Below are 15538 nucleotides of genomic sequence, written 5' to 3' on the forward strand. Positions count from 1 at the left end.
CGCCGCCTGCGGCGTTGGCTAGACCGTCTCGTCTTTGGGGTCGCGCCCCATCAGCGCGGCCACCGCTTGCGCGGGTTTCAACTGGCCGTCGAGCAAGGCCACCACCGCTTCGCTGATCGGCATGTCCACGCCGAGCATGCGAGCGCGCTGCACCACCGTGCGGGCGCTGTAAACGCCTTCGGCCACATGGCCGAGCGAATCCACGGCCTGTTGCAGGCTCAGCCCCTGCGCCAGCAACTGGCCCACCTTGCGGTTGCGCGACAAATCGCCAGTGGCGGTCAGCACCAAGTCGCCCAGGCCCGACAGGCCCATAAACGTATCCACCCGCGCGCCGAGCGCAACGCCTAAACGGGTCATTTCGGACAATCCACGGGTGATCAACGCCGCCCGGGCGTTCAGGCCCAAATCCAGCCCGTCGCACAGCCCAGTGGCAATGGCCAGCACGTTTTTCACCGCGCCACCCACCTCGACGCCCACGATGTCTTCGTTGGCATAGACGCGCAGCGCAGGACTGTGAAAGGCCGCCACCAGCGCGGCGCGCACACTGGCGTGTTCGCTGGCTGCGACCAAGGCGGTGGGCTGTCCACGGGCCACCTCTTGCGCAAAACTGGGGCCACTGAGCACACCGGCATGCAGGTGGGGCGCCACTTGGGCCCGAATCTCGTGGCCCATAAGCCCCATGGCGCCGGCGTTGCCGCGAGGCGCCTCAAAGCCTTTGCACAACCAGGCGACCGGTGCTTCATGCTCACGCAAACGTTCCAGCATGCCACGCAGCCCCGCCATGGGCGTGGCCACGATCACCAAGTCGGCGCCCTGCGTGGGGGCGTCCGGACCACCCAGCGGCGCGTGTGAAACCTGCAAGCCTTCAGGCAAGGCAAAGCCCGGCAGGTAGCGCCGGTTTTCCCGCTGCGCCTGCAGGTCGGCGGCTTGCGCAGCGTCACGCGCCCATAGCGTCACGCGATGCGCCCGCCCGGTCGGCCCCGCCGCGCTAACGGCCAGCGCCGTGCCCCAGGCACCGGCACCGAGCACGGCGATGTTCAGCGGTGCTGCTGCGCCCACAAGCCGCACGCTTATTGGGTGACGATGCGGGGCGCGTCTTCAGCGGCCTGCGCCTGCTGCTGTTCGTACATGGCCTGGAAATTGATCTCGGCCAGGTGCACAGGCGGGAAGCCGCCACGCTGGATCAGGTCGGCCACGTTGCTGCGCAGGTAGGGGTACACGATCTGCGGGCAAGCGATGCCCATGATCGGGCCCATTTGCTCTTGGGGCAGGTTGCGGATTTCAAAAATGCCGGCCTGCTTGGCTTCGACCAGAAAAACGGTTTTGTCTTTGATCTTGGTCTGCACGGTGGCGGTGACACAAATCTCGTACACGCCATCGGCCACCGGGTTGGCTTCCACGCCCAGCTGGATGTCCACCGAAGGCTGCTCTTGCTCCAGCAAGATGGCGGGCGAATTGGGTTGCTCCAGAGAGGCCTCTTTCAAGTAGACGCGCTGTATCTGGAAAATGGGTTCTTGGGTGTCGGCCATGGTGGAGTCTCGAATAGTCGGAAAAAAACGAAACCCGCCCGGGAAAAGCGTTCCCGCAGCGGGCACCGGTCGTGATTATGTCAGTCCCGTCAACCGGGGCTGAACAGGCTCAGCCTTTCAGGCTTGCAACATGGGCACCAGGGCGCCCTGGGCGTCTAGCGCATGCAGATCGTCGCAGCCGCCCACATGGGTTTCCCCAATGAAGATCTGCGGCACGCTGGTGCGCCCGGTCAAGCCTTTCATGTGCGCGCGCAGTTCAGGCTGCCCGTCGACAAACACCTCTTCAAGCTGGGTCACGCCACGGGCTTGCAGCAGGGCTTTGGCGCGGCTGCAGTAAGGGCAATACGCGCTGGTGTACATCTTGACGGTGGTCATGCGGAATCCTGAAAAAAGTTATGGGGGAGAAAGTTGGCCCGGATGATCAGGCTTTTTCAACCGGCAGGCTGGCCGAGCGCCAGGCACCCATGCCACCCGACAGGGAATGGCTGTTCTCGTAGCCCAGCTTTTTCGCAATGGCCACCGCACGCTTGGAGCGCATGCCCGACGCACACACCAGAATCACCGGCGTGGCCTTGTTCTTCACCGCGCCCGCCAGTTTGGCTTCCAGGTCGGCCAGGGGAATGTTCTTGGCACCCACCACATGCCCGGACGCAAACTCGTCGGCACCACACACATCGATCACCGCTGCCTTGTCGCGGTTCATCAACTGCACCGCCTGCGCGGGATTGAGCGAGTTGGCACCGCCCCCGGCGGTCAGGGCCGGGAACATCAACATGGCACCCGCGCTGAACGCTACGGCAATCAAAATCCAGTTTTCAATAAAAAAACTCACGGGGACACCTTTCAGTTAAGCCCGCGATTTTAGAATGTCTGGCTGGACTGTGTAGGCCTTGGTGCGCCACAGTTCCGCCCAGTCCCGCTTTGCGCAGTGCTGTCACCCTGGTTTTGCGCGCATCAATGCCCTTTTCTATCCATGTACAAACTCGTTCTGATCCGCCACGGAGAATCCACCTGGAACCTTGAAAACCGATTCACCGGCTGGACCGATGTGGACCTGACGCCCACCGGCGTGTCCCAAGCCATGTCGGCCGGCAAGTTGCTCAAGGCCGAAGGCTACGACTTCGATATTGCCTACACCAGCGTGCTCAAGCGGGCCATTCACACCCTGTGGTACACCCTGGACGAGATGGACCGCACCTGGCTGCCCGTGGTGAAGAGCTGGCGCCTGAACGAACGCCACTACGGCGCACTGCAAGGGCTGAACAAGGCCGACATGGCCAAGCAATACGGCGACGAGCAGGTGCTGATCTGGCGCCGCAGCTACGACACGCCGCCACCTGCCCTGGAAGCCACCGACCCCCGAAGCGAGCGCAGCGACCGCCGCTACGCCTTGCTGCAACCCGACCAGGTTCCCCTGACCGAGTGCCTCAAAGACACCGTGGCACGTGTCATGCCGTTCTGGAACGAGGCCCTGGCGCCCGCCATCAAGGCCGGCAAGCGCATTGTGGTGGCGGCCCATGGCAACAGCATCCGAGCACTGGTGATGTACCTGGAGGGCATCAGCGAGGCCGACATCGTCGGCGTGAACATCCCCAACGGCATCCCGCTGGTCTACGAACTCGACGCCGATCTCCAACTCATCAAGCGCTACTACCTGGGTGACGCCGCAGCCGCCGCTGCAGCTGCCGCTGCCGTGGCCGCGCAAGGCAAGGGTTGAAGCGGCCCGCCGTAGTGCCAAAGGCTTTACGGAACTGAAATACCCGGCCCTGCTCCAAGGTGTATATTGCTCCGCAGCAGGGGCTTCCGGCACCGCTCGGGTTTGTTTTGAGGTATTTCCATGGGTAAATTTGTGGGTCAAAAGCTGAAAATTGCAGGTTGGGTTGCCATTGGGGCTGTGGCGGGTGCGCTCACCACCGTGCAACTTCAGGCAGTGGCTCGGGGCACGCTGGCACCGCTGCCACTGGAAGAGCTGCAACAGCTCGCTGCGGTGTTCGGCATGGTCAAAAGCGACTACGTCGAGCCGGTGGACGAGAAAAAGCTCATTTCCGAGGCCATATCGGGCATGGTGGCCAGCCTGGACCCGCATTCCCAGTATTTCGACAAAAAGTCTTTCAAGGAATTCCGCGAAGGCACCAGCGGCCGGTTCGTGGGCGTGGGCATTGAAATCACCATGGAAGACGGCCTGGTCAAGGTGGTTTCGCCCATCGAAGACTCCCCGGCTTTCCGCGCTGGACTCAAAACCGGCGACTTGATCACCAAGATCGACGACACGGCGGTGAAGGGTCTGTCAATCAACGACGCCGTCAAGCTCATGCGGGGCGAGCCGCGCACCAAGGTGCTGCTCACCATCTTCCGCAAGGACGAAAACCGAAGCTTCCCGGTGACGATCACACGCGAAGAGATCAAGACCCAGAGCGTGAAATCCAAGGTGGTTGAGCCCGGCTACGCCTGGGTTCGGGTGTCGCAGTTTCAGGAGCGCACCATTGAAGACTTTGCCCGCAAAGTGGAAGACATCTACAAGGCAGACCCCAAGTTGAAAGGCTTGGTGCTGGACCTGCGCAACGATCCGGGCGGTTTGTTGGACGCGGCCGTGGCCCTGTCTGCGGCCTTCCTGCCTGAAAACGTGACGGTGGTGTCAACCAACGGCCAGCTGGAAGACAGCAAGTTTGTCTACAAGGCCATTCCGCAGCACTACCTGCGCCGCGGCGGCCCGGACCCGATCAAACGCCTGACCGACGCCACGCAAGGCGCACTGAAAACAGTGCCACTGGTGGTGCTGGTGAACGAGGGCTCTGCATCGGCCAGCGAAATCGTGGCCGGCGCCTTGCAAGACCACAAACGCGCCACCATTCTGGGCAGCCAGACATTTGGCAAGGGCTCGGTACAAACCGTGCGCCCTCTGGGGCCAGAGACCGGTTTGAAGCTGACCACCGCGCGTTACTACACACCGTCGGGCAACTCCATTCAGGCCAAAGGCATCGTGCCCGACGTGATGGTGGACGAAACCCTGGAAGGCAATGTGTTTGCCGCCTTGCGTACCCGCGAGGCCGACCTGCAAAAGCACCTGGGTAACGGCAAAGACCCCGAACCGCCCATGACCGACGCGCGCCGTGCCGAAGAGCAGCAGCGCGAAGAAGCCCGTGAGCAAGCCCGCAAACGCCTGGAAGAAGAAGCCAAGAAGAACCCAGGCCAACGCTTGGTGCCCGAATTTGGCAGTGACAAAGACTTTCAGCTGCAACAGGCACTCAACCAGCTCAAGGGCCAGCCGGTGGTGGTGAGCAAAACGCTGACCGTGCGCACCGCCGAAGAGAAAAAAGAAAACTGATCGGGCCGCGGCCCCTCCGCACCAGCGACCGACCTTGAACGACGCACAGCTCCTGCGCTATTCGCGCCACATTCTGCTCAACGAACTCGGCGTCGAAGGGCAGGAACAGCTGCTCACGTCGCACGCGCTGGTGATCGGTGCAGGCGGCTTGGGCTCGCCGGTGGCCTTGTACCTGGGCAGTGCGGGTGTGGGCCGCATCACGGTGGTAGACCACGATGTGGTGGACGAAACCAACCTGCAACGCCAGATTGCTCACAACCTGGCCCGGGTGGGCATGCCGAAGGCCTTGTCGGTGCAGCAGGCCATTGCTGCCATCAACCCCGATGTGGTGGTAACGCCGGTGGTGCAACGGGCTGATGAAACCCTGCTGGATACGCTGGTGGCCCAAGCGGATGTGGTGCTGGACTGCACCGACAACTTCGCCACCCGACATGCCATCAACCGGGCCTGTGTCCAACACAGCAAGCCGCTGGTGTCGGGCGCCGCTATTCGCATGGATGGCCAGCTCAGTGTGTTTGACCCCCGCGTGCCGGGCAACCCTTGCTACGCCTGCGTATTTCCCGAGGACAGCGGTGTGGAAGAAACCCGCTGCGCGACCATGGGCGTGTTTGCGCCGCTGGTGGGCATTGTGGGCACCATGCAGGCCGCTGAAGCACTGAAGCTGCTGACAGGGCTGTGCTCGCGCTTGACCGGGCGCCTGCTGATGCTGGATGGCCGCGACATGGCGTTCAACGAAATCGCCCTGCCCCAGAACCCGCACTGTGCGGTGTGCGGCCAGCCGCACGCCTGAAGCCGCAAGCCGCGCGCCTCAAGGCAGCGAACACGGTCCGTGGCGGCGCCGAAATTCGCGCGGTGTTTCAGCGCCCTCCACACCAAACACCCCTTTGCGTTCTGCACGCGCTTGCGATTCTTCGTCCGCGTAAGGCCCGAGGCTGCGCCGCCAGCGGGAAGACCAGGCATGGCCGCCACGCACCAGCACGGCGGCCATGTCGTCGCCACCGGCAGTGACTTGCGCCAAGCTGCGGCCATAGGTGTCGAACGCGCGTACGTGCACCGTCACCACCTGGTCAAGCACGCGCACGGCCAGTGCATCACGGGCGGCTGGGCCACCGCTCTGGCAAATCTCTGGGGCATCCACGCCGTCCAGCCGCAACTTGCGGTAGCGGCCACCGGCCAGCGGCTTGACCCACAGCGTGTCGCCATCAAACACCCGGGTGACGCGGCCGGTAAAGGTGAAAGGCAATGGCTGCCTGGCCTGGCTGGGGGCTGCGCCGGCAGCTGCATCCGACTGAGCCCAACCAGTGGCTGGGCCAGCCAGCGCAGCGGCCACCAGCAGGGTAAGCAACCAACGTGGCGCACACCAAAGGCTCGCGTATTTGTAAAGCGTCATGCAGGTAGTCTGCCAGCTTCAAGACCCACCCCAAGTCGGTGGCGCACGACACGGGCCGTTTGTCACACCGATCAAACGGCCATGTAGCGCCCCGGACGGTGGTTGATGGCCAGCGTCATGTTGAGCACTACCGCACCCAGCACGGACCACAGAATTTGCGCCCAGTCCACCACGGCTATGGCGGCCAGCACAATGGCGCAATCAAAAGCCATTTGTACATGGCCGGCACGCCAGCCAAAACGCTCCTGCAGGTACAGCACCAGAACGTTGAAACCACCCAGACTGGCGCGGTGGCGAAACAGCATCAACATGCCAGCCCCCATAAGCAAGCCACCCGTTACTGCGGCAAAACCGGTGGACAACACACCAAAAGTGATGCCCTGCGGCACCCATTGCGCGAAGACAGCGAGCAAGGCCACAGCAGCAAAGGTTTTGAGCGTGAACACCCAGCCCATGCGCTGGAAAGCCAGCCCGTAAAACGGCAGGTTGATGGCGAAAAACACCAGGCTGAAGTTCCAGCCGGTGGCGTAGTGCAGCAGAAATGCCAGCCCCGCCGTGCCGCCGGTGATCAGGCCCGTGTGGCGAAACATGACCACACCCAGCGCCACGAACAACGTGCCCGTGAGCAGGGCCTGTATGTCTTCATGCGGCTTGTGGCGGCTGGGCGGCACAGTGGCCGGCCCCGCAACGGGCAAGGAACGAAAGCGAGACAACCAAGTGGACACAGACAAGCACCAAAAAAAGGGCCCGCGCAACGCAGCCACAGCGCCGCAGTGTCGCCGATGGCTGCCGCTGCGGGCTTGACGCAGGTCAGACCCTGCGTGCACCAACCGGCATTTGATCAGCCCTTTTTACCGCCGGCCAGCAGCAAAGCGCCACCCACCACGATCGCGCCCACGCCCACCCACATCGGTACGTTGACCGTTTCCTTCTCTTTCACAGACAGCTCCACCGGCCCCAGCTTGATAACCTCGGTGTCTTTGGTGTAGCTGAAGCTGCCGTACAGCAGCCCGGCCACACCAGCCGCAATACACAGGATGCCGGCCAGTTTGATGACATTCATGAGACAGTCCATTCCATCAACGAAAGTGCAACCCGAGCCCGAAAAGACCCAGGTGCCCTTCCTTGGGCCATGATGCACCCATGCGGCGGATCAGGCTGTAACGATCCACCCTTCCAGGGGATCGAACGGGGGAAGTCCCCAGCACGGGTGCCCGGCACTGTGCTGGGTCTGAGCCCAGGCCGCCTGTAGCAGGCAGAGCACCGCATCCAGTGTGTCGCCACTGGCATCGTCGGCCAGTGCGTCGCGCTGTGCATGGCTGAGCTTGAGACGCAGCTGGGCCGCCTGAAGCAGCGGCGCCAGACCACTTTCCAGCGCGTTGATCAGCGTCTTGCGGGCGATCAGGCGCTCGGGCGTCTGCCGCGCCTTGTCGTCGCTTTTGTAAGAGGTGCTGCCCAGCACGCTGCGCGCGAGCAGGGCGGGATAGGCCTCCAGGGCCGTGCGGCTCGGGTCACCCAGGTGCAAACCCGGCAGGGTAACGCCCGCATCGACCAAGCGCGGCACGCCCGCATGCAGCATGAAAGCCACCGGCGGGTTGACCCATTTCATGCTCGGGCTTGAACCCGCGGGACCGTCGGTAGCACGGTGGGCAAATTTGCCGCCTGCCGGGCGCGCGTTGCAAAAGTCAGCGAATGCGTGGCGAATGGTGGCTCGGTCCAGGCTGGCGTAATGCGCCATGCAGGCGCGCCAGTCAATGGGCCAGCCCAGCGTGGTCACCAGTTCGCGCGGCAGGCCAAAGGGCAGATCAAACCCACCCACCCACGCCTCTGGGCGGCTCAGCCGCTCGCGCCAGGCGTCCAGCGTCTCCAGGCGCTCAACACGGCCTAGCAGCACGCGGCCACGGTCCAGAGCGCCAACGGCGAGGGTGATGGGTTTGCGGCGGCTGGGGGCGCTGGTGAAATCGCACCCCAACAGGGTGGTGGTCACGCCGAGCGGGGGGCCGAGAGCCTGGGCACTGGATGAAAAAGAGCGGGCAAACCGGCTGCGCTCAAGCGCGGCCAATGATGCTGGCCGTGGCCATCAGTTCTTCCAGCAGCGCCAGCGAGACCTTGCCGGATACGGCGTAGGGGTCAAACTCGGGCCGCTCAGAATACTTCAACACGATCGAGGTGTTGAGCTTGGACAGGTTGACCTGGCCCATCGTCCAGCCACCAAAGCGCCGCTCGCTGATTTCTTCGTAGTGCAGCAGCACGACGTCGGTGTGGCGCTCATCGGCCACGATATGGTTGTAGAGCGTGTTGACCGCTGTGCGCCCACCCTCAATGGCCTGCAAAAACACACCGCCGCCGTAGCACAGCACGCCGGTAATGCCGTTGCCGATGTTGTGCGAGCGGGAGGCTTCGAGGATGGACTCGATCAGGCGAGCGCTGTCTTTATCGACCGCGCGGCTGACGTAAAGCAGGCGTACTAGCATGGGAACCTTCAAATAAAACGGGGTGGCAACGCTGGGCTGAGGTCAGCGTGGAATCAACGAAAGAAATTCGCGCCGGAGGTTGGGGTCTTTGAGGAACACGCCGCGCATAACCGAGTTGATCATCTTGCTGTCCATGTCCTTCACGCCACGCCACGCCATGCAATAGTGGCTGGCTTCCATCACCAAAGCCAAGCCGTCGGGCTGCGTTTTTTCCTGGATCAGGTCGGCCAACTGCACCACGGCCTCTTCCTGAATCTGCGGGCGGCCCATGATCCATTCGGCCAGGCGCGCGTACTTGGACAGACCGATCACATTGGTGTGCTCGTTGGGCATGATGCCGATCCAGATCTTTCCGATCACCGGGCAGAAGTGGTGGCTGCAGGCGCTGCGTACCGTGATCGGGCCCACGATCATGAGTTCGTTGAGGTGCTCGGCGTTGGGAAACTCGGTGACCGCAGGGCCTTTCACGTAGCGGCCATTGAACACCTCTTTGATGTACATCTTGGCCACACGGCGCGCGGTGTCACCGGTGTTGTGGTCGTTGTCAAGGTCAATGACCAGACTCTCCAGCACGCCTTGCATCTTGCCGGCCACTTCGTCGAGCAGCTTTTCCAGCTCGCCCGGCTGGATGAACTCAGCGATGTTGTCGTTGGAGTGAAAGCGTTGCCGTGCGGCCTTGACGCGCTCTCGGATCTTGACAGACACAGGCACGCCCTGGTCGTCGTCTTCGGGGTGGGCTGGGGTCATGTCAGGTTCGGTTTTCATGAGCATGGGGGATGCTAACACCGGCCCCCCGTGCGCACCGGGCAGCCTGAATAACTCGAAAAAACCTGGGGTTTTGTGCCCGTCAAGCACACCCTCACCGCAACCCTGAGCACTGCCGGCGTTCAGTACCGGTGCCCGGTGACGAACAGCACGGCACGCATGATGCCAAAAGCAATACGGTCCAGCACGCGCTGGTACCAAGGGCGCCGGCTCAGGCTGTCGGCTTGCAGCGGTTGTCCGCTGCGGTGGACGTGGTCGTCCAGACAGTCGTGCAGCAGCGCGGCAAAGCGCCGGTCGGTGGTCATCACATTGGCCTCACGCGCCAGCAGCAGCGACAAGGGGTCCAGGTTGGTCGAGCCCACTGTGGCCCAGCGGCGGTCCATTACGGCCACCTTGGCGTGCAGGGCACTGGGTGCGTATTCGTGGATCTCGATGCCCGCGTTCAACAGGGTTTGGTACACCGGGCGGGCCGCACGGTACTGAAAAAAATGCTCGTATTTGCCCTGCAGCAGCAAGCGCACACGCACGCCGCGCCCCACCGCCAGCAAGAGCGCACGACGCAGCCTGCGCCCAGGAATGAAATAGGCGTTGGCAATCACGATGTCGTGGCGGGCCTCGCCAATGGCTTTCAGGTACGCGCGCTCGATATCGTGCCGGTGGCTGACGTTGTCGCGCAGCAACAGCGCGGCGCGGGCTGCGTCAACCCCCAAGGGCGCGGGCACGGTCTCCCCAGCATCGAATGCCGATGCACCGGGCAAATTCAGGCCGGTTTGGACCTCAATGTTCGCCAGCAGCCGAGAAAAGTCGCCCACCGGGCGGGTGGCACGCAAAGCCTGCCAGGCGGCCCGAAACTCGCGCTGACGGGCCTTGCGCACCGCTTGCAGGCGCCACCACAACTGCTCCATGGTTTCCACCATGTCGTCCACCAGCGGGCCGGCCACACGCAATGAAAAGTCCAGCCGGGGCGCTAGCAAGCGGCCCAGCGCCACATCGTCCTGGTCGTCAATGATGTTGATGCCACCACAGAACCCGACCGTACCGTCCACCACACACAGCTTGCGGTGCAAGCGCCGCCAGCGGCTGGGCAGCAGCAGGCCCAGCCGGCCCAGTGGCGCATACACCCGCCAGCGCACACCAGCCTTGGCAAAGCGCTGCGCCCATTCGGCAGGCATGCGGGGCGTGCCCACGCCGTCGATCACCAGCCGCACCTCTACGCCGCGCAAGGCAGCCCGCTCCAGCGCCTCGGCCACGCTCAGCGCCGAGCCTGCAAACTCAAAAATGTAGGTTTCCAGGTGCACCACCGAACGGGCGGCATCCATGGCCTCGACCAGGGCGGGAAACAGCGCCGAGCCGTTTTGCAGCAAGAGCAGCTGGTGCCCCCCCTTCATGGCTCCGGTGCCACGCCGCCCAGGGGCATTGGCGTGCTGCAGCGGACCTTGGCTCACAGCTCCAGCTCGGCAATGAGCGGCAGGTGATCGGACATGCGTGTCCAGGCGCGCCCGTGGGGAACATGGGCCGACACGGGTTTAAGCCCCCGCACAAAAATGCGGTCCAGATGCAGCAGCGGCAGGCGCGATGGGTAAGTAGGCAGTCGAATGCCGTCGAACGTGCGCAGGTCCAAGTCGGCCATGGGCTTGAGCAGCTGGGCGCCCCAGTCGTTGAAGTCCCCGGCCACGATCAGCGGCGCATCGGGCGGCAACTCAGTGGCAATGTACTGCCCCAGGCGCTGCACCTGGCGTTCGCGGCTGGCGTGAATCAGGCCCAGGTGCACCACCACCACATGCACAGCAACCTCTTCCACCAGCAACTGCACATGCAGCAAACCACGCTGCTCGAAGCGGTGGTCAGACACATCGGAGTGTTTGCTCTCCAGCACCGGCCAGCGCGAGAGCAGCGCGTTGCCATGCTCACCGTGTCGCGTCACCGCGTTGGTGCGGTAGACCGCCTCGTAGCCGTCCGGCGTCAGGTAGTTCGCCTGGTCCAGGTCGGGCCAGCGGGTGAAGTGCTTCTCCAGCTTGCGGTTGTGGCTGCGCACCTCTTGCAGGCACACAATGTCGGCGTCAAATTGCTCCACCGCATGCGCCAGGTTGTGAATTTCCAGCCGGCGCCCCGGCCCCAGGCCCTGCACGCCTTTGTGGATGTTGTAAGTGGCGACACGAACGATGCTCATGTGCAAATCATGCCACCAATGGGCTCGGATCTGCTGCCCACGGCAGCGGGCGCATTCAGCGGCCGTGCCGGCGCGGGAGCTGCAAAACAGCCTCCGCATTGGACGGCGAGAAACAGCGCTCAGCCGCCTCGGCCCAGGGCAGCCAGATTTGCGCCCGGTGTTCACGGGGACTCAAGGTCACGGGCACCGGTTTCGGAATGCTCAGACCAAACAGCCGCTCGGTGTTGCGGGTCACGCCAGGTTCATAGCGGTGGCGCCACTGAGGGTAAATCTCGTACACATTTTCCAGGCCCCAGTCGGTCAACAGATGACCGGGTGCGTGAGCGTCCAGCCCGGTTTCTTCCCACACCTCGCGCACGGCGGTGGCCTCAAACGCTTCGTCCTCGGCATCCTTCGAACCCGTTACCGACTGCCAGAAACCTGGCGCATCGGCGCGCTCGATCAGCAGGACGTCCAGCGCCGGGGTGTGGATCACCACCAGCACCGATTGGGGAATTTTGAACGGAGCGCTCATTCGTCAGCGAAGAAGTCGGCGTCGATGCGCTTGAGCTCGTAGGTGGCAGCCACCGAGACACCGATATCGTGTTGGATCATCAGATCGGCGAGGCGGACGCCGTCGATCCGAACGATGCGATACGGGCGGCTATTTCGAGCGACTGCCATCGCAGCAGGCGTGAACGAACTGGTGGTGATGAAAACGCCCTTTTCAGCGCCCTTGAAGTCGCGAATAGGTCCCCCCCTCACCGAACCTCCCCAGCGTTTGGCCTGAAGATACATGGCGTCCAGACCCAAAGTATCATCCGCCCACGCCGAGCCAGCAGAGCCACCAACGGAGCCATTGCCGACGCATAGTTTGGGATCGCCAAGATTGTTCTCTCCCTGAAATGAAAAAAAGGGCGCTGAACCAGCGCCCTTTCATCCTAGCCGAAGCCTGTGATCAGGCGGTCTTGGCCAAATCCACATTGCGCAGGCGGATGTGCAGCTCGCGCAATTGCTTCTCGTCCACCAGGCTCGGCGCTTGTGTCAGCAAACACTGGGCGCGCTGGGTTTTCGGGAAGGCGATCACGTCGCGGATCGAGTCGGCGCCGGTCATCAGCGTGACGATACGGTCCAGGCCGAAGGCCAGACCACCGTGGGGCGGCGCGCCGTATTGCAGCGCGTCGAGCAGGAAGCCAAACTTGACTTGCGCTTCCTCGGGTGTGATCTTGAGCGCGTCAAACACCTTTTGCTGCACCGCCGCAGTGTGGATACGCACCGAGCCGCCGCCAATTTCCCAGCCGTTGAGCACCATGTCGTAGCCCTTGGCAATGCACTTCTCGGGCGCGGTGACCATCCAGTCTTCGTGGCCGTCTTTCGGCGCGGTGAAGGGGTGGTGCACGGCGGTCCAGCGGTCGGCTTCTTCGTCGTGTTCGAACATCGGGAAGTCCACCACCCACATCGGCGCCCAACGGGCTTCAAACAGGCCGTTTTTCTTGCCCAGCTCGCTGTGGCCAATTTTGATGCGCAATGCGCCGATGGCGTCGTTCACCACCTTGGCCTTGTCGGCGCCAAAGAAGATGATGTCGCCGTCCTGCGCGCCGGTGCGCTTCAAGATCTCGGCCACGGCGGCGTCGTGCAGGTTCTTCACGATGGGGCTTTGCAGGCCGTCGCGGCCCTTGGCCACTTCGTTGACCTTGATCCAGGCCAGGCCCTTGGCACCGTAGATCTTGACGAACTCGGTGTACGCGTCAATTTCGCTGCGGCTGATCTCGGCGCCGCCGCGCACGCACAGGGAAACCACGCGGCCGTTCTTCATGGTGGCGGGAGCGCTGAACACTTTGAAGTCCACGTCGGCCATCACGTCGGTCAGCTCGGTGAATTCGAGCTTGACGCGCAAATCCGGCTTGTCGGAGCCGAAGCGGTGCATGGCTTCGCTGTAGGCCATGACCGGAAACTCACCCAGGTCCACGCCCAGGGTGTTCTGGAACACGGTTTTGATCATGCCCTGGAACATGTCGCGGATGTCTTCCTCGGTCAGGAACGAGGTTTCAATATCGATCTGGGTGAACTCGGGCTGGCGATCAGCGCGCAGGTCTTCGTCGCGGAAGCACTTGGTGATCTGGTAGTAGCGGTCGAAGCCGGCCACCATCAGCAGCTGCTTGAACAGCTGGGGCGACTGCGGCAGCGCGAAGAAGTGGCCATCGTGCACACGGCTGGGCACCAGGTAATCGCGCGCACCTTCGGGCGTGCTCTTGGTCAGCATCGGGGTTTCAATGTCGATGAAGCCGTTGGCGTCGAGAAACTTGCGCACCTCCATGGCCACGCGGTAGCGCAGCATCAGGTTGTTTTGCATGTACGAGCGGCGAAGATCAAGCACGCGGTGCGTGAGGCGGGTGGTCTCGCTCAGGTTGTCGTCATCCAGCTGGAACGGCGGCGTGACGGAGGGGTTGAGCACCTTGAGTTCGTGGCACAAGAGCTCGACCTTGCCACTCTTGAGGTTGTCGTTGGTGGTGCCTTCGGGCCGCGCGCGCACCAGACCGGTGATCTGCACACAATATTCGTTGCGCACGTCTTCGGCCACCTTGAACATGTCGGCGCGGTCGGGGTCGCACACCACTTGCACATAGCCTTCACGGTCGCGCAGGTCGACAAAAATGACGCCACCGTGGTCGCGTCGGCGGTTGACCCAGCCGCACAGGGTCACGGTCTGGCCCAGCAGGGCTTCGGTCACGAGACCGCAATAGTGGGAACGCATAGCCATGGCAATTTTTCTTTCAACAGTGTCGCCAACGAAGTGGCGGGGAAACATTCAGGACGGGGTGTTCGTGGCGCTGGACGCAGCCGCTTGAGCAACCTGGATTTGGGCATTGTTCGGCCCGCCGGGCACGATCACCCCCATGGAGACGATGTAGGTCAGTGCAGCGTCGACGGTCATTTGCAGTTCGACGCAGGCGCTTTTGCGAACCATCACAAAATAGCCGCCGGTAGGGTTGGGCGTGGTGGGCACAAACACGCTATGAAACTCGTCGTGTGCGGTGGCACCGCCTGGCTGGGCCTGCAATTGGCGCAGAACGTCGCCGGCGGGGGCGCCGGTCAGAAAGGCAATGGTCCACATGCCTTCGTGCGGCCACTGCACCAGCAGCGCCTTGCGAAAGGCGTTGCCTTTTTCAGAAAACAGCGTGTCCGAGATCTGCTTGACACCGGAATAAATGGAGCGCACCACCGGAATGCGGTGCAGCAGTGCGTGCCACCAATGCACCAGCTTGTTGCCAATGATGTTGGATGCCAGCGCACCAATGGACAGCACCACCACCAACGCAAACACCACGCCCAGCCCCGGCACGTGCATGCCCAGCAACTGATCGGGCTGCCAGTTGACGGGCAATATGTGCAGCGTCTGGTCCAGTGTGGTGACGACCCAGTCCAGCACCCACAGGGTGATGATCAGGGGCACCAGCACCAGCAGACCGGCCAGCAGCCATTTGCGCAAAGAGGGCATCCGGGCGGTCTCAGTTGGAAGGCGTGGAGCCGGAAGACGGCGCTGGCGATGCAGCCGGTGCGGGCGCAGCAGCAGGTGCCGATGCCGGAGCAGCAGGCTCGCTGGCGGGCTTGGCAGCGCCGCCGGCAGCGGGTGCAGCGCCCTCGGCGGCCACGGCGGGCGGAGTGGCGGTGTTGCCGCCCCGGAAATCGGTGACGTACCAGCCAGAGCCCTTGAGCTGGAAGCCGGCAGCGGTCAGTTGCTTGCGAAAACTGGGCTGACCGCAGGCTGGGCAAACGCTCAGCGGGTCATCGGACATTTTTTGCAACACGTCCTTGGCATGGCCGCAGGACTCGCACTTGTAGGCATAGATGGGCATGACGTGAACCTGTAAGTGGACTCGGGTCGCTCCGAAGAACGCTGGGGCC

20 protein-coding genes are annotated in these 15538 nt (G+C 63.2%); 3 read left to right on the forward strand and 17 right to left on the reverse strand.

Going from position 1 to position 15538, the window contains the following annotated elements; all coding sequences use genetic code 11:
* Positions 1-18: 18 nt before the first annotated feature.
* The 4 genes from ACTG4K_RS03340 to ACTG4K_RS03355 all read right to left on the reverse strand — a co-directional run bounded on the left by ACTG4K_RS03340 (position 19) and on the right by ACTG4K_RS03355 (position 2361).
* Positions 19-1041, reverse strand: coding sequence for an NAD(P)H-dependent glycerol-3-phosphate dehydrogenase (locus ACTG4K_RS03340; protein ID WP_439113131.1), 1023 nt, complete (start codon positions 1039-1041; stop codon positions 19-21).
* A 29-nt stretch (positions 1042-1070) separates the two neighbouring features.
* Positions 1071-1529, reverse strand: coding sequence for a protein-export chaperone SecB (gene secB, locus ACTG4K_RS03345; RefSeq protein WP_305335644.1), 459 nt, complete (start codon positions 1527-1529; stop codon positions 1071-1073).
* A 117-nt stretch (positions 1530-1646) separates the two neighbouring features.
* Complete coding sequence (gene grxC / locus ACTG4K_RS03350) at positions 1647-1904, reverse strand: glutaredoxin 3 (RefSeq protein WP_439112781.1); 258 nt, start codon at positions 1902-1904, stop codon at positions 1647-1649.
* 46 nt (positions 1905-1950) lie between these two features.
* Positions 1951-2361, reverse strand: coding sequence for a rhodanese-like domain-containing protein (locus ACTG4K_RS03355; protein ID WP_439112782.1), 411 nt, complete (start codon positions 2359-2361; stop codon positions 1951-1953).
* Between the two features lie 141 nt (positions 2362-2502).
* Between ACTG4K_RS03355 and gpmA the strand changes: the two genes are divergently transcribed.
* From gpmA to ACTG4K_RS03370, 3 genes are all read left to right on the forward strand, one after another.
* A complete protein-coding gene (gpmA, locus tag ACTG4K_RS03360; RefSeq protein ID WP_439112783.1) occupies positions 2503-3246 on the forward strand; it encodes a 2,3-diphosphoglycerate-dependent phosphoglycerate mutase in 744 nt (247 codons plus the stop codon).
* A 132-nt stretch (positions 3247-3378) separates the two neighbouring features.
* The gene (locus ACTG4K_RS03365) at positions 3379-4854 is read left to right on the forward strand and encodes a S41 family peptidase (RefSeq protein WP_439113132.1); all 1476 of its coding nucleotides are present in this window, start codon (positions 3379-3381) and stop codon (positions 4852-4854) included.
* Positions 4855-4888: 34 nt separating this feature from the next.
* A complete protein-coding gene (locus ACTG4K_RS03370) occupies positions 4889-5644 on the forward strand; it encodes a HesA/MoeB/ThiF family protein (RefSeq protein WP_439112784.1) in 756 nt (251 codons plus the stop codon).
* A gap of 18 nt (positions 5645-5662) precedes the next feature.
* Here ACTG4K_RS03370 and ACTG4K_RS03375 read toward each other — a convergent pair whose 3' ends face one another.
* The 13 genes from ACTG4K_RS03375 to ACTG4K_RS03435 all read right to left on the reverse strand — a co-directional run bounded on the left by ACTG4K_RS03375 (position 5663) and on the right by ACTG4K_RS03435 (position 15489).
* A complete protein-coding gene (locus ACTG4K_RS03375; protein WP_439112785.1) occupies positions 5663-6244 on the reverse strand; it encodes a thermonuclease family protein in 582 nt (193 codons plus the stop codon).
* 71 nt (positions 6245-6315) lie between these two features.
* Positions 6316-6969, reverse strand: a complete 654-nt coding sequence (locus ACTG4K_RS03380; RefSeq protein ID WP_439112786.1) for a YitT family protein — start codon at positions 6967-6969, stop codon at positions 6316-6318.
* Positions 6970-7085: 116 nt separating this feature from the next.
* On the reverse strand, positions 7086-7307 hold the full coding sequence (locus ACTG4K_RS03385; RefSeq protein ID WP_439112787.1) for a hypothetical protein: 222 nt from the start codon (positions 7305-7307) through the stop codon (positions 7086-7088).
* 90 nt (positions 7308-7397) lie between these two features.
* Positions 7398-8231: a DUF429 domain-containing protein gene (locus ACTG4K_RS03390; protein WP_439112788.1), complete on the reverse strand. Its 834-nt coding sequence runs from the start codon at positions 8229-8231 to the stop codon at positions 7398-7400.
* A gap of 61 nt (positions 8232-8292) precedes the next feature.
* Positions 8293-8718 (reverse strand): BLUF domain-containing protein, encoded by a 426-nt coding sequence (locus tag ACTG4K_RS03395; protein WP_439112789.1) that lies wholly within the window; start codon positions 8716-8718, stop codon positions 8293-8295.
* Positions 8719-8760: 42 nt separating this feature from the next.
* On the reverse strand, positions 8761-9489 hold the full coding sequence (gene folE / locus ACTG4K_RS03400) for a GTP cyclohydrolase I (RefSeq protein WP_439112790.1): 729 nt from the start codon (positions 9487-9489) through the stop codon (positions 8761-8763).
* A gap of 116 nt (positions 9490-9605) precedes the next feature.
* Positions 9606-10871 carry a cardiolipin synthase ClsB gene (gene clsB, locus ACTG4K_RS03405; RefSeq protein ID WP_439112791.1) on the reverse strand — a complete coding sequence of 422 codons (1266 nt, stop codon included), beginning with the start codon at positions 10869-10871 and terminating at the stop codon, positions 9606-9608.
* 53 nt (positions 10872-10924) lie between these two features.
* On the reverse strand, positions 10925-11653 hold the full coding sequence (locus ACTG4K_RS03410) for an endonuclease/exonuclease/phosphatase family protein (RefSeq protein ID WP_439112792.1): 729 nt from the start codon (positions 11651-11653) through the stop codon (positions 10925-10927).
* Positions 11654-11708: 55 nt separating this feature from the next.
* On the reverse strand, positions 11709-12167 hold the full coding sequence (gene nudB, locus ACTG4K_RS03415; protein WP_439112793.1) for a dihydroneopterin triphosphate diphosphatase: 459 nt from the start codon (positions 12165-12167) through the stop codon (positions 11709-11711).
* Positions 12164-12445, reverse strand: a complete 282-nt coding sequence (locus tag ACTG4K_RS03420; RefSeq protein ID WP_439112794.1) for a restriction endonuclease — start codon at positions 12443-12445, stop codon at positions 12164-12166. Before ACTG4K_RS03420 ends, nudB begins: the two co-directional genes overlap by 4 nt.
* Positions 12446-12590: 145 nt before the next feature.
* A complete protein-coding gene (gene aspS, locus ACTG4K_RS03425; RefSeq protein WP_439112795.1) occupies positions 12591-14393 on the reverse strand; it encodes an aspartate--tRNA ligase in 1803 nt (600 codons plus the stop codon).
* Between the two features lie 48 nt (positions 14394-14441).
* Positions 14442-15131 (reverse strand): DUF502 domain-containing protein, encoded by a 690-nt coding sequence (locus ACTG4K_RS03430; RefSeq protein ID WP_439112796.1) that lies wholly within the window; start codon positions 15129-15131, stop codon positions 14442-14444.
* A gap of 10 nt (positions 15132-15141) precedes the next feature.
* On the reverse strand, positions 15142-15489 hold the full coding sequence (locus ACTG4K_RS03435; protein WP_439112797.1) for an FmdB family zinc ribbon protein: 348 nt from the start codon (positions 15487-15489) through the stop codon (positions 15142-15144).
* Between the last annotated feature and the right edge of the window lie 49 nt (positions 15490-15538).

The organism is Hydrogenophaga sp. (genome assembly GCF_965657535.1).
In the GTDB taxonomy this organism is placed as follows: Bacteria; Pseudomonadota; Gammaproteobacteria; order Burkholderiales; family Burkholderiaceae_C; genus Hydrogenophaga.